Source organism: Pseudomonas aestuarii, assembly GCF_027988105.1.
Lineage (GTDB): Bacteria > Pseudomonadota > Gammaproteobacteria > Pseudomonadales > Pseudomonadaceae > Aquipseudomonas > Aquipseudomonas aestuarii.
Genome location: NZ_JAQJZJ010000012.1, coordinates 102,932 through 115,783, shown reverse-complemented (window position 1 = coordinate 115,783; position 12,852 = coordinate 102,932). Strand labels below are relative to the sequence as shown.

At 65.2% G+C, this 12,852-nt stretch carries 11 protein-coding genes; 5 read left to right on the top strand and 6 right to left on the bottom strand.

Annotated features, from left to right (window positions below):
- Positions 1-36 precede the first annotated feature (36 nt).
- The 3 genes from PH586_RS21190 to ilvD all read left to right on the top strand — a co-directional run bounded on the left by PH586_RS21190 (position 37) and on the right by ilvD (position 4,253).
- Complete coding sequence (locus tag PH586_RS21190) at positions 37-1,269, top strand: ABC transporter permease (protein ID WP_271349783.1); 1,233 nt, start codon at positions 37-39, stop codon at positions 1,267-1,269.
- Positions 1,270-1,276: 7 nt separating this feature from the next.
- On the top strand, positions 1,277-2,131 hold the full coding sequence (locus tag PH586_RS21185) for an ABC transporter permease (RefSeq protein ID WP_271349782.1): 855 nt from the start codon (positions 1,277-1,279) through the stop codon (positions 2,129-2,131).
- 274 nt (positions 2,132-2,405) lie between these two features.
- Entirely contained in the window at positions 2,406-4,253 is a 1,848-nt protein-coding gene (gene ilvD / locus PH586_RS21180; RefSeq protein ID WP_271349781.1) for a dihydroxy-acid dehydratase, read from the top strand.
- A 54-nt stretch (positions 4,254-4,307) separates the two neighbouring features.
- Here the strand turns inward: ilvD and PH586_RS21175 are convergent, their stop codons facing one another.
- From PH586_RS21175 to PH586_RS21165, 3 genes are all read right to left on the bottom strand, one after another.
- Positions 4,308-4,955 carry a YitT family protein gene (locus PH586_RS21175; protein WP_271349780.1) on the bottom strand — a complete coding sequence of 216 codons (648 nt, stop codon included), beginning with the start codon at positions 4,953-4,955 and terminating at the stop codon, positions 4,308-4,310.
- 128 nt (positions 4,956-5,083) lie between these two features.
- On the bottom strand, positions 5,084-5,596 hold the full coding sequence (locus PH586_RS21170; protein WP_271349779.1) for a dihydrofolate reductase: 513 nt from the start codon (positions 5,594-5,596) through the stop codon (positions 5,084-5,086).
- Positions 5,593-6,825 carry a GGDEF domain-containing protein gene (locus tag PH586_RS21165; RefSeq protein ID WP_271349778.1) on the bottom strand — a complete coding sequence of 411 codons (1,233 nt, stop codon included), beginning with the start codon at positions 6,823-6,825 and terminating at the stop codon, positions 5,593-5,595. Before PH586_RS21165 ends, PH586_RS21170 begins: the two co-directional genes overlap by 4 nt.
- A gap of 238 nt (positions 6,826-7,063) precedes the next feature.
- Between PH586_RS21165 and PH586_RS21160 the strand changes: the two genes are divergently transcribed.
- Together PH586_RS21160 and PH586_RS21155 are read left to right on the top strand one after the other, a co-directional pair.
- On the top strand, positions 7,064-8,398 hold the full coding sequence (locus PH586_RS21160) for a DUF2868 domain-containing protein (protein WP_271349833.1): 1,335 nt from the start codon (positions 7,064-7,066) through the stop codon (positions 8,396-8,398).
- Between the two features lie 126 nt (positions 8,399-8,524).
- Positions 8,525-9,898: a GTPase/DUF3482 domain-containing protein gene (locus PH586_RS21155; RefSeq protein ID WP_271349777.1), complete on the top strand. Its 1,374-nt coding sequence runs from the start codon at positions 8,525-8,527 to the stop codon at positions 9,896-9,898.
- Between the two features lie 83 nt (positions 9,899-9,981).
- Here PH586_RS21155 and PH586_RS21150 read toward each other — a convergent pair whose 3' ends face one another.
- The 3 genes from PH586_RS21150 to lgt form a co-directional block, all read right to left on the bottom strand.
- Entirely contained in the window at positions 9,982-11,055 is a 1,074-nt protein-coding gene (locus PH586_RS21150; protein WP_408637017.1) for a transporter substrate-binding domain-containing protein, read from the bottom strand.
- Positions 11,056-11,256: 201 nt separating this feature from the next.
- Entirely contained in the window at positions 11,257-12,051 is a 795-nt protein-coding gene (locus tag PH586_RS21145; RefSeq protein ID WP_271349775.1) for a thymidylate synthase, read from the bottom strand.
- Entirely contained in the window at positions 12,048-12,851 is an 804-nt protein-coding gene (lgt, locus tag PH586_RS21140; RefSeq protein ID WP_271349774.1) for a prolipoprotein diacylglyceryl transferase, read from the bottom strand. The genes PH586_RS21145 and lgt overlap by 4 nt, the downstream gene beginning before the upstream one ends.
- Position 12,852: the final 1 nt, after the last annotated feature.

Below are 12,852 nucleotides of genomic sequence, written 5' to 3'. Positions count from 1 at the left end.
AAGGGCACTGCCATCGCGCCGTCGAGGAGTCGCCGCTTGTCATCCCTTACCACCACCGAAGCCGGCCAAGCCGCCAGCGCCCGCAGCAAGAAACGCCTGACTGCCTTTCTTTTCGTGGTGCCGTTGCTGGCCTTCATTCTCCTGACCTTCGTTGCGCCCATCGGCAGCATGCTCTGGCGCAGCGCATATCACCCGGCCGTGGCCGAACTGATCCCACTGACCCTGGCGGAGCTGCAACGCTGGGACGGCAAAGCAGTACCCGATGAAGCAACCCTGAATATATTTGCCCGCGAGCTGCATGGCCTGGCCAAGGAGCGTCTGTCTGGCAAGCTGTCCGAGGAGTTCAACCGCGCCTACACCGGCATGTCCAGCGTGGTCAAAACCACCGCCCGACGCATCGGCCGGCTCAAGCCCGAACAGCTTGAGAGCGAGGGTGCCAAGACCCTGCTGCAGGCCCACCGCAACTGGAGCAAACCCGAGGTCTGGCATGCCATCCAACGCGCGGGCAAGGTCTACACCTACGACTATTACCTGACTGCCCTGGACCTGGAGCTGGATCCGGAGCATGGCATCCAAGTGCGTGAAGACACGCAGATCTACCTGCAGCTGTTCGGCAAGACCCTGAACATGGCGTTGATCATCACCCTGGCCTGCGCCCTGCTCGGCTACCCGCTGGCTTACTACCTGGCCGGCCTGCCGGAAAACCGCGCCAACCTGATGCTGGTGCTGGTGCTGCTGCCGTTCTGGACCTCCCTGCTGGTGCGCACTACGGCCTGGATCGCCCTGCTGCAGACCAACGGCGTGATCAATTCATTTTTGCTCGGCAGCGGCGTGATCAATGAGCCGTTCGAGATGCTCTACACCTCGTTTGCCACCATCATCGCCATGACCCATATCCTCCTGCCGTTCATGATCCTGCCGCTGTACAGCGTGATGCGCGGCATCGACCCCAGCTACCTGCGTGCGGCCATGTCACTCGGCGCCAAGCCGATTCCGGCCTTCGCCCGGATCTACTTTCCGATGACCTTGCCGGGTCTGAGCGCTGGCGGGCTGCTGGTGTTCATCATTTCCGTGGGTTACTACATCACCCCGGCACTGGTCGGCGGCACCGATGGGCAGATGATCAGCAACATCATCGCCTTCCACATGCAGCGCTCGAACAACTGGGAACTGGCCGCCGCGCTGGGCTCCTTGCTGCTCGGCCTGATTCTCGTGCTGTACTGGCTGTACGACCGTTTCGTCGGCGCCAGCAATATCAAACTGGGATAAGCAGACGATGAAAATCCCCAGCTACTTCGGCTTCTGGCACCACCTCGGCGCCTGGCTCTTGAAAACCAGCTCCTGGCTGGTGCTGTTGTTCCTGATCATGCCGATCGTGGTGATCATTCCGCTGTCATTCAATGTCGAGCCGTTCTTCAGTTTTACCGAAGGCATGCTCACCCTGCAGCCGGAAGCCTATTCGCTACGCTGGTACCGGGAAATCTTCAATGATCCGAAATGGATCCTGGCGATCCAGAACAGCTTCCTGATCGGCACCTGCGCCACCGTACTCGCCACCGTATTCGGCACCTGCGCCGCCGTTGGCCTGGCCCGAGACGACATGCCCTATCGGCGTCTCATCACCGCCCTGCTGCTGTCGCCGATGATCGTGCCCCTGATCATCACGGCTGCCGGGATGTTCTTCTTCTATTCCGACCTGGGTCTGGCCGGCACCTATCTGGGCGTGATCCTGGCCCACGCGGCGCTGGGCACGCCCTTCGTGATCATCACCGTGACCGCCACCCTGACCGGTTTCGACTACTCCCTGGCGCGCGCCGCGATCAATCTCGGCGCCAGGCCGTTGCGGGTGTTTTTCGACATCATCATGCCGCTGATCCGCCCTGGGGTGATCAGCGGGGCGCTGTTCGCCTTCATCACCTCGTTCGACGAAGTGGTGGTCATCCTGTTCATGGCCGGGCCGCAGCAACGCACCATTCCCCGGCAAATGTTCTCGGGCCTGCGCGAGCAGATCAACCCGAGCATCCTGGCCATCGCCACCCTGCTGATCCTGGTATCCATCGCCCTGCTGGTAACCATCGAGCTGTTGCGCCGCCGCGCCGAGCGTCTGCGGGGCGTCGAGTTGATCAACTAAGCGCTTCGTGCTTTCGCCGCCACACCGCCTGGGCTTAGAATCACCCTTCTCCTGCCCACCCCAGGCGGATTCTTGAGCCCAGCCGAGCCGGCGCCGACCCCGCGCCAGCCTCCGCCCCAGCCCGGCAAATGGTCACTTCCGTTTGCCTTGGGCCTGAAGCCGGCTCAACATACGCGTCACAGACACATCTACAGCCCGCTGCCCGCACGGTGTCCGTGCCCAAGCGACTGCCGTTGAGCTCATGACCTGACTAGCCTTTGCAGGACTTATCGCCATGCCTGATTACCGCTCGAAAACCTCCACCCACGGCCGCAACATGGCCGGCGCCCGCGCCCTCTGGCGTGCTACCGGGATGAAGGACGAGGACTTCAAGAAGCCGATCATCGCCATCGCCAACTCCTTCACCCAGTTCGTGCCCGGCCACGTGCACCTGAAGGACATGGGCCAACTGGTCGCCCGCGAGATCGAACGCGCCGGCGGCGTGGCCAAGGAATTCAACACCATCGCCGTGGACGACGGCATCGCCATGGGCCACGACGGCATGCTCTATTCGCTGCCGAGCCGCGAGATCATCGCCGACTCGGTCGAGTACATGGTCAACGCCCACTGCGCCGATGCCATCGTCTGCATCAGCAACTGCGACAAGATCACCCCCGGCATGCTGCTGGCCTCGCTGCGCCTGAATATCCCGGTGATCTTCGTCTCCGGCGGGCCGATGGAAGCCGGCAAGACCAAACTGGCCAGCCACGGCCTGGACCTGGTCGATGCCATGGTGATCGCCGCCGACGACTCGGCCAGCGACGAGAAGGTCGCCGAATACGAGCGCAGCGCCTGCCCGACCTGCGGCAGCTGCTCCGGCATGTTCACGGCCAACTCGATGAACTGCCTGATGGAAGCCTTGGGTCTGGCGCTGCCGGGCAACGGTTCCACCCTGGCCACCCACAGCGACCGCGAACAGCTGTTCCTGCAGGCCGGACGGACCGCAGTGGAACTGTGCAAGCGCTATTACCAGGACAACGACGACTCGGTGCTGCCGCGCAACGTCGCCAACTTCAAGGCGTTCGAAAACGCCATGACCCTGGACATCGCCATGGGTGGCTCGACCAATACCATCCTCCACCTGCTGGCTGCCGCCCAGGAAGGCGAAGTCGATTTCGACCTGCGCGATATTGACCGCCTGTCGCGCAAAGTACCGCAGCTGTGCAAAGTCGCGCCGAACATCCAGAAGTACCACATGGAAGACGTGCACCGCGCCGGCGGCATCTTCAGCATCCTCGGTTCACTGGCTCGCGGCGGTCTGCTGCACACCGACCTGCCGACCGTACACAGCGCCACCATGGCCGAGGCCATCGCCAAATGGGACATTACCCAGACTGACGATGAAGCCGTGCACACCTTCTTCCGCGCAGGTCCAGCCGGCATCCCGACGCAGACCGCGTTCAGCCAGAGCACCCGCTGGGACACGGTCGACGACGACCGCGAGAACGGCTGCATCCGCAGCGTCGAGCATGCGTATTCCCAGGAAGGCGGCCTCGCGGTGCTCTACGGCAACATCGCCGTCGACGGCTGCGTGGTGAAGACCGCCGGGGTCGACGAGTCGATTCTGGTGTTCGAAGGCAGCGCGAAGATCTTCGAAAGCCAGGACAGCGCGGTGCGCGGCATCCTCAACGACGAAGTGCAGGCCGGCGATATCGTCATCATCCGCTACGAGGGCCCGAAAGGTGGCCCGGGCATGCAGGAAATGCTCTACCCGACCTCGTACCTGAAGTCCAAGGGCCTGGGCAAGGACTGCGCCCTGCTCACCGACGGGCGCTTCTCCGGCGGCACCTCGGGTCTGTCGATCGGCCACGCCTCGCCGGAAGCCGCCGCCGGCGGTGCCATCGGCCTGGTGCGCCAGGGTGACAAGATCCTGATCAACATCCACGAGCGCTCGATCAACCTGCTGGTCAGCGATGACGAGCTGGCTGCACGCCGGGTGGAGCAGGACCAGAAGGGCTGGAAGCCGGTCGAAGTGCGTCCGCGCAAGGTGACCACCGCGCTCAAGGCCTACGCCCTGCTCGCCACCAGCGCCGACAAGGGCGCGGTACGCGACAAGGCGCTGCTGGACAAACTGGTGCCGTAAGTCGTTACGCACACCCAGAAGCCCGGCCTAGTGCCGGGCTTTTGTTTTCAGGCCCTAACTCACGCCCATGTAACGCCCGGCGCGGTGATTGATCGCCAGCACCATGTTCAGCGCCACCGCGCCGAGGATCGACAGGGCGACCTTGTCCAGCGGCACGATGAACACCGCCGCCAGCACGATAGTCACGTCGATGGCCATCTGGATCTTGCCGGCGCGCAGGCCGAAGCGCTCCTGCAAGAACAGCGCGAGGATATTCACCCCACCCAGGCTGGCGCGGTGACGGAACAACATCAACAGCCCCAGGCCCATGGCGAACCCACCGAACAAGGCTGCATAGACGACATTGAGCTGGGCGAAGCCGATCCACTGCGGGGTCAGTTCGGCCAGCAGCGACACCAGGCCGACCGCGCAGAAGGTGCGCAAGGTAAACTGCCAGCCCATCTGCCAGATGGCCAGGACATAAAACGGCAGGTTGATCAGGAAGAACGACCAGCCGAATGACCAGCCGAGCAGGTACTTGAGCAGGAAGGCGATACCCACGGTACCGCCGGTCAGCAGCCCCGCATGGCCATACAAGGCGATACCCAGCGCGACCATCATGGTGCCCATCAGCAGGGCCAGGGCATCCTCCCACAGAGGGTGGCGCATGAAAATCGCGGCGATGGCATCCGCCTGAGGGCTGTCGGAGTCGACTCCACGCATGCTGTAGGACCTGTGATTGCTGCTGCAGAAGGGCCAAGCATAGCCCTGTCGCGGTCACCCCGAATTGGCTGGGGTCAAGAAAACGGCAGAGTGCGGCGCCTCAATTCAGGCGCCGTTGCCCGAACCGCTCAACGTCGGACCCAGGTCTCGAAGGTGTAGGCCGGCGCTTGCGCCAGAGGCGCAAAGGTCTCGGCGGCCGTGCGCTGCCAGGCGCCTGCGTCGAACTCGGGGAACCAGGCATCGCCCTCGGGACTTGTCTCGACCCGGGTCAGGTACAGCCGCGCGGCCAATGGCAGCGCCTGCACGTAGAGTTGCGCGCCGCCGATCAGCATCAATTCGTCGACACCCTGCTCGCGCGCCCACTGCTCGGCACGCACGATGGCCGCCTCGAGCGAGGCGAACACTTCCGCGCCCTCGATCTGCAAGCCGGGCTGGCGACTGATCACCAGGTTGAGCCGGCCCGGCAAGGGCCGGCCGAGCGAGTCCCAGGTCTTGCGACCCATGATGATTGGCTTGCCCAGGGTCAGCGCCTTGAAGTGCTTGAGGTCCGCCGGCAGGTGCCAGGGCAGTTGGTTGTCGCGGCCAATCACGCGGTTTTGCGCGAGGGCGGCAATCAGGCAGAGGGGGAGAGTGTTTTTCATAGGCGCGAGAATACCGACTCCGCTGCGATCATTGAAGCCTTCCCTCCATCCACCTGACTGTCCTGGCGCTTGCCAACCACGCGGTTACGCCCCTGCTCCTTGGCCAGGTACAGCGCGACATCCGCCAGACGCAAGGTATCGCTCAGGCTCTGATGAGGTTGTGGAGTGAGGTAGGCCATGCCGATGCTGAGCGTGACCACGCCGGCTGCATCCGAATAGGCATGGCTCAGACCCAGCGCCTCGACAGCGCTGCGGATATCCTGCAGGATCGCCAGCAGCTGGCCTTCACCCAGGCCATACCAGAGCCCCACAAACTCCTCACCGCCGTAGCGCGCCGTACAATCCAGCGGCCGCCGGGCATGCTCGCCGATCACCCGAGCAACCTGGCGCAACGCCTCGTCACCCGCGGCATGCCCATAGTGATCGTTGTAGCGCTTGAAGAAGTCCACATCCATCATCACCACACCCAGAGCCTGCTTTTCCCGCTGAGCCTGACGCCAGCTGCGCTCAGCACGCTCGGTGAAGGCGCGGCGATTAAGCAACCCGGTGAGGAAGTCCTTCTCGGCAAGGTCCTGCAACAGGCCATGAGCGAGGAAGTTCTGCCGCGTGGCATATTCCAGGGAATAGCAGCCCACCGAACCGATAATATTGGCCAAGGCCAGAAACAGGGCATTGCTCAGCAGCAGTTCGCCCGCCAGGCCACTGCTCAGCTCCACGGCCAGATACGCCAGAAAGGTCAGCCAGCCGCATAGCACGGCAGTGGTAAAACGTAGACCCGTAAGGAAATAGAAAAACACCGTGACCAGGATGATGCCCTCGTAGGGCAGAGCAAAGTCGTGATAGCGGGCCAAGCCAATGATCCCCGCCACCGCCAGCCCGCAGACTAGCGCCACGATACCGCCGATCAGCTGCAGGTGGTCGCGCAGTCCACGCCGATAGGTGGCCAGCCAGGCCAGGAGCAGCATTGGCTGAATCACCCCCAAACGCAGGGTGAGTATCCAGCCACGCAGTGGGTCCGGCAGGCCGATCGCATCCAGCACCACAAACAGCAGCGCCAGCAACATGGCCACCAACAACGCCCAGCGCATGCGGCGAAGGAACACATTGGCGTGATAGCGCTTGAACGCCTGCTCCAGTTCACCGTCAAAACCAAGTGCCCGAAAGCCCTGCTGATGCTGACGCAGGTACGGAGAATCCTGATTGACCCACTCCAGGTGCGGTAATTTCACGATGGCACTCGCTTTTATTGTTGGGTCTCAGGCGCTCGATACGACTGGATTCGGCAGAAATCGCAGCGACTGGCCACCAGCCTAGCCGGACTGACAAAAGAGTACACGCCCTTACTGCCGTGCCATCAGCAGGCCGCTGCGGTTATCCTCTGTTTTCCACTCGCCAAGGGAACGCCGTGTGAGGCCAATCGAGAAACCCGTGCTCAACCGCCTGCATCGTCTCTGGCTAAGCGAAACCATGCGCCTGCGCGAAGAGCACGCCGGTCCGCTGGAAGACAGCGAGGCCAACCGCCGCGCCCGAGCGGATGGCGGCACCTTGGCCCAGCGTATCCAGGCCCGCGCCTTGTTCCTCGCCCAGCGCGACGGCCAGGTGCAGGCACTGCACCACTGGCTACAGGGTGCGCAATTGGCGCTGGCCGCCTTGTTGCTGCTGGCCCTGCTCAGCGGCATCGGCCTGGCGGGCGCGGCCCTGGGTGATGGCCAGCGCCCAGTCAACGTGTTCTGGGCCCTGGGCAGCCTGCTGGGCCTCAACCTACTGATGCTGCTCGGCTGGATCCTCGGCCTGCTGCTGAGCCGGGACAACGCCGGCGCGCTGGGCCGGTCGTGGCTGTGGCTCAGCGAAAAACTCGCGCGTGACGCCAGCGCCGCGCAACTGGCGCCGGCGCTGCTGGTGCTGTTACAGCGCCAACGCCTGAGTCGCTGGGGCCTGGGTGTGCTGGTGCATGGCTTGTGGCTGCTGGCCTCGCTCGCGACCCTGGCGACGCTGCTACTCCTGCTCTCCACCCGCCGCTATGGTTTCGTCTGGGAAAGCACCATTCTTGGCGGCGAAACTTTTATCGGCCTGACCCAGGCCATCGGCACACTGCCGGCGCTGCTCGGTTTCGCCCTGCCGGATGCCGAGCTGATCCGCGCCAGCGGCGACAGCGCCCTGCTTAGTGAAAGCGCACGCCACAGCTGGGCCGGCTGGCTGGTCGGCGTGCTGCTGGTCTATGGCCTGCTGCCGCGCCTGCTGCTGGCCTTGCTGTGCCTGTGGCGCTGGCGTCGGGGATGCGCGGCCTTGCAGCTGGATACCGAGTTGCCTGGCTACGGCCTGCTGCGTGAGCGCCTGCAGCCGAGCAGCGAACGCCTGGGCATCAGCGATGCGGCGCCAGCGCAGCTGCATCAGCCGCCAGCCGGCACCGGCCCCTTGCAGAGCCAGGGCGCGCTGCTGGTCGCCATCGAGCTGGACAGTCAGCGCACGTGGCCTCCAGCGCTGCCCAAGAGCATCGCCAATGCCGGGGTGGTCGACAACCGCGAGCAGCGCCAGCACCTGCTCGAACAACTCAGTCGCTTTCCACCGGCGCGCCTGGCCATCGCCTGCGATCCGCAGCGCTCGCCGGATCGTGGCAGCCTGGCGCTACTCGCCGAACTGGCCCGCAGTGCCGGCGCCACACGCATCTGGTTATTACCGCCACCACCGGGCGAAGCCCTCGACAGCGCTCGCCTGGACGATTGGCACCAAGCCCTGGAACAGCTGCAGCTGGCGCACAGTGACAGTGCCCCGCTGCACTGGCTTGAGACGGGCCATGACTGACCTCGAGTGCCGCGCAGCTCGGCTGCAGTTCAGACGGCGAGAATTGCGTGGGGCCTATATCGCCCCGTGCATCCAGCATCCTGTTCGGTGGATGGGTAACGCGCCAGCCACGCTAGGGAGCCAACGATGAAGCATCCGCTCAAACTGGCCGTAGTCGGTCACACCAACGTCGGCAAGACCTCGCTGCTGCGCACCCTGACCCGCGACGTCGGCTTCGGCGAAGTATCTCCGCGTGCCAGCACCACCCGCCATGTTGAAGGTGTCCGCCTGTCGGTGGACGGCCAGGCCCTGCTGGAGCTGTACGACACCCCCGGCCTGGAAGACGCCATCGCCCTGCTCGACTACCTGGAACGTCAGGAGCGTCCCGGCGAACGCCTGGACGGCCCTTCCCGCCTGGCCCGTTTTCTCGACAGCAGCGAGGCGCGCCAGCGCTTCGAGCAGGAGGCCAAGGTGCTGCGCCAGTTGCTCGCCTCGGACGCCGGCCTCTACGTGATCGATGCCCGCGAGCCGGTGCTGGCCAAGTACCGCGACGAACTGGCGATCCTCGCCATGTGCGGCCGGCCCTTGCTGCCGGTGCTGAACTTCGTCGCCGGCCACCAGCACCGCGAAGACGACTGGTACCAGGCCCTGGCCCGTCTCGGCCTGCATGCGCGGGTCGCCTTCGACAGCGTGGCGCCGCCGCTGGATGGCGAACGCCGGCTCTACGAGAGCCTGGCCCTGCTGCAGGAAAAGGCCCGGCCGCAGCTGCAACGGCTGATCGACGACCATGAAGTGCAGCGCCAGGCCCGCCGCCACAACGGCACCCGGCTGATCGCCGAACTGCTGCTCGACTGCGCCGCCTGCCGCCGCAGCGTGGCGGCCCAGCCAAGCCTGGAACAGGGCGCGATCCGCGAACTGCGCGAAACCATCCGCCAGCGCGAACAGCGTTGCGTCGAAGCGCTGCTGCGGCTGTATGCCTTCCGTCAGGATGACGCCAAGGCCGAAGCCGTGCCCTTGCTCGACGGCCGCTGGGGCGACGACCTGTTCAACCCGGAAACCCTCAAGCAGCTCGGGGTCAAGGTCGGCGGCGGCATGGCCGCCGGCGCCGCCACCGGAGTCGGCATCGACCTGCTGGTCGGCGGCGTCACCCTCGGCGCCGCGGCCGCCCTCGGCGCCCTGATCGGCGGCAGCGCGCAAACCCTGCGCGGCTATGGCGCCCGCCTGAAAGGCAAGCTCAAGGGCCAGCGCGAGCTGACGGTGGACGATGCCGTGTTGCGCCTGCTCGCCCTGCGCCAGCAACTGTTGCTGCAAACCCTGGAAGCCCGCGGCCACGCGGCGGTGCAGGCCATCCAGCTGGTCGCACCGCAGGAAGCGCTATGGCGCCAGGGCAAACTGCCCGACGCCCTGCACAAGGCCCGCGCCCACCCCGAATGGTCCTCGCTCAACCCTGGCGCGCGCCTGCAACAGGCGGAGCGCGAGGAACTGCTCGACCGACTGAGCACGACGCTTACCGCGGCCTAAGCCCAAGCGCACAGCGGCTGCCAGGAGCGACGGCCGGTCGGACTGCATGCCCTGCGCGGCGTGACCGGGGCCGGAGCAGCGCCTCAGGGCGCTCCCAGGTAAAGCTGCAATAGCTTGCGCCAGTCATCGCCGCTCGTCATCCGCAGCAATTCCAGGTTGATCCGTTCGCGGTAGGGGCTGCCGTCGGCCAGGGCGAAGGCGTAGGACTGGTTCTCGAAGGTCCCGGGCAGCAGGCGCAGGCCGCCGCCGCCCAGCTCACCGTTGCGGTACTGCATGATCGGCTGGTCATAGACCACGGCATCGGCCTCGCCCTGCTGCACCGCGCGCATCGCCTCGAGCAGGCCGGCGTAATCGCTGCGGCGAATTCGCTGGCTGTCCAGGTAGCGCGCACTGACGGTCTTGTCGATAGTCGCCACATGGGCGCGGCGCAGATCCTCCGGCCCCTGGATACCGCCCTGCAGGTTGCCCACCGTGAGCGCGCTGGTCACCGCCGCGGTGAAGGTCGACACCATGATCAAGCCGGCGAACATCCACACCAGGCCAATCAGCCGCCCGCCCAGGGTCACCGGCGCCTTGTCGCCGTAGCCGACCGTGGTCATGGTCACCGCCGCCCACCAGAAGCTGGAGCCCAACCCCTGCACCGGGGTGCCGCCAAACTGCTGCTGGTTGCGCTGCCGCTCGAACAGCCAGACCAGCCCACCGACCAGCAGCATCAACACCGCCAGGCCGAGGATCAGGCTGACGAACTGCCAGGACAGCAAGCCCCTGACGGCTGCCCAGCCACTGCCCTCCCCGGCCCTCGGCACAGCGATGGCCAGCCCGGTGCGGTAGAACGGATGAGTGAAGTCGAAGCGCGCCTCGCGCTCGGCGGTCATGGTCAGGGCACCGACCACCACATCCAGTTGATCGCCTTCCAGGCTCGGCAACAGGCGTTCGAACGGCATCGGCAGCAGCTCGTAGCGATAGCCCGACTGCTCGGCGACAGCCTTCCACAGATCGATGCTGATGCCGCGCCAACTGCCATCCGGCTCGCGGATGACGAACGGTGGCACCTCGTTGATGCCCACCCGCAGCAGCGGTGTGTCCGTTTCCGCCGCCATGGCATTCAAGCCCAGCAACCCCAGCAACAGAACGATCAAAATCCTTGGCACAAGCATGCTCCTTCCTCACAGACAGGCCGCCAGCGGCCTGCGCAGTTGGTTGGTTAATCAAATTCGGAGGCAGGGTTCAGCGATCAGCAACCGCGATGGAACGAGCCATGCCGCAGCACAGGGTAACAAACCCCTGACCAGCCTTGGGCATAGGAGGTATAGCCGCCTTGCCGCGGCGCCGTCGACACCGCGGCAAGCGCAGAGGCGTCAGACCGCGACCGGCGCGCTGATGTGCGGATGGGCCTGGTAGCCGAGCAGTTCGAAGTCCTCGAACCTGAAGGCGAAGATATCCTTCACCGCCGGGTTGAGCTGCATGGTTGGCAGCGGCAGCGGCTCACGGCTCAGTTGCAGATCGGCCTGCTCGAGGTGGTTGGCGTACAGGTGGCAGTCGCCGCCGGTCCAGATGAATTCGCCCGGCTGCAGGCCGCAGACCTGGGCGACCATCAGGGTCAGCAGGGCGTAGCTGGCGATGTTGAAGGGCACGCCGAGGAAGATGTCGGCCGAGCGCTGGTAGAGCTGGCAGCTCAGCCTGCCCTCGGCGACGTAGAACTGGAACAGCGCATGGCACGGCGGCAGGGCCATCTGCTCGACCAGCGCCGGGTTCCAGGCCGAGACGATCAGGCGGCGCGAGTCCGGGTTCGTCTTGATCGTCTCGATCAGCTGGCTGATCTGATCGATCGAGCCGCCGTTGGGCGCCGGCCAGTTGCGCCACTGGTAGCCGTAGACCGGGCCGAGGTCGCCCTTCTCGTCGGCCCACTCGTCCCAGATGCGCACGCCGTGGTCCTTCAGGTACTGGATATTGGTGTCGCCCTGCAGGAACCACAGCAGCTCGTGGATGATCGATTTCAGGTGGCACTTCTTGGTGGTCACCAGGGGAAAACCGGCGGCCAGGTCGAAGCGCATCTGCTGGGCGAACAGGCTGTAGGTACCGGTGCCGGTGCGGTCGCTCTTGAAGGTGCCGGTGTCGCGCACCAGGCGCATCAGGTCGAGGTACTGTTTCATCGGGCGGCTCCCTGGACGGCCTGGCGGTGGTAGGCGAACCAGATCAGGCCGAGGCCAATGAGGATCATCGGCAGACTGAGCACCTGGCCCATGGTCAGCCAGTTCCAGGCCAGGTAGCCGAGCTGAGCGTCCGGCACGCGGACGAACTCGACGATGAAGCGGAACAGCCCGTAACAGGCGGCGAACATGCCCGACACCGCCATGGTCGGCCGCGGCTTGCGCGAGTAGAGCCAGAGGATGGCGAACAGGGCCACACCCTCCAGGGCGAACTGGTAGAGCTGCGAGGGATGGCGCGCCAGTTGCTGCGGGTCGGTGGGAAAGACCATGGCCCAGGGCAAATCGGTGGCCTTGCCCCAGAGTTCGGCGTTGATGAAGTTGCCGATGCGCCCGGCCCCCAGGCCGATCGGCACCAGCGGCGCGATGAAGTCCATCAGCTGGAAGAAGCTCTTGCCGTTACGCTTGCCGAACCACCAGCTCGCCAGCATCACGCCGATAAAGCCGCCATGGAACGACATGCCGCCCTTCCACACCTGCAGGATCAGGCTCGGCTGGTCGATATAGGCCGCCAGGTCGTAGAACAGCACATAGCCGAGACGGCCGCCGAGGATCACCCCCATGGCGACCCAGAACACCAGATCGGAGAGTTTCTCCTTGTCCCAGCTCGGGTCGAAGGTGTGCAAGCGGCGCGAGGCGAGCAGCCAGGCACCGCCGATGCCGACCAGATACATCAGACCGTACCAATGGATTTTCAGTGGCCCCAGGGCAATGGCCACGGGGTCGATCTGCGGGTAAGGCAGCATG

What these genes read in the sequence shown, in the direction of transcription:
- ilvD (WP_271349781.1), top strand. Translation starts at nt 2,406, where the DNA reads ATGCCTGATTACCGCTCGAAAACCTCCACCCACGGCCGCAACATGGCC.
- PH586_RS21175 (WP_271349780.1), bottom strand. Translation starts at nt 4,955, where the DNA reads ATGCGTGGAGTCGACTCCGACAGCCCTCAGGCGGATGCCATCGCCGCG.
- PH586_RS21185 (WP_271349782.1), top strand. Translation starts at nt 1,277, where the DNA reads ATGAAAATCCCCAGCTACTTCGGCTTCTGGCACCACCTCGGCGCCTGG.
- PH586_RS21155 (WP_271349777.1), top strand. Translation starts at nt 8,525, where the DNA reads ATGAAGCATCCGCTCAAACTGGCCGTAGTCGGTCACACCAACGTCGGC.
- PH586_RS21150 (WP_408637017.1), bottom strand. Translation starts at nt 11,055, where the DNA reads ATGCTTGTGCCAAGGATTTTGATCGTTCTGTTGCTGGGGTTGCTGGGC.
- PH586_RS21145 (WP_271349775.1), bottom strand. Translation starts at nt 12,051, where the DNA reads ATGAAACAGTACCTCGACCTGATGCGCCTGGTGCGCGACACCGGCACC.
- PH586_RS21160 (WP_271349833.1), top strand. Translation starts at nt 7,064, where the DNA reads ATGCGCCTGCGCGAAGAGCACGCCGGTCCGCTGGAAGACAGCGAGGCC.
- PH586_RS21170 (WP_271349779.1), bottom strand. Translation starts at nt 5,596, where the DNA reads ATGAAAAACACTCTCCCCCTCTGCCTGATTGCCGCCCTCGCGCAAAAC.
- lgt (WP_271349774.1), bottom strand. Translation starts at nt 12,851, where the DNA reads ATGCTGCCTTACCCGCAGATCGACCCCGTGGCCATTGCCCTGGGGCCA.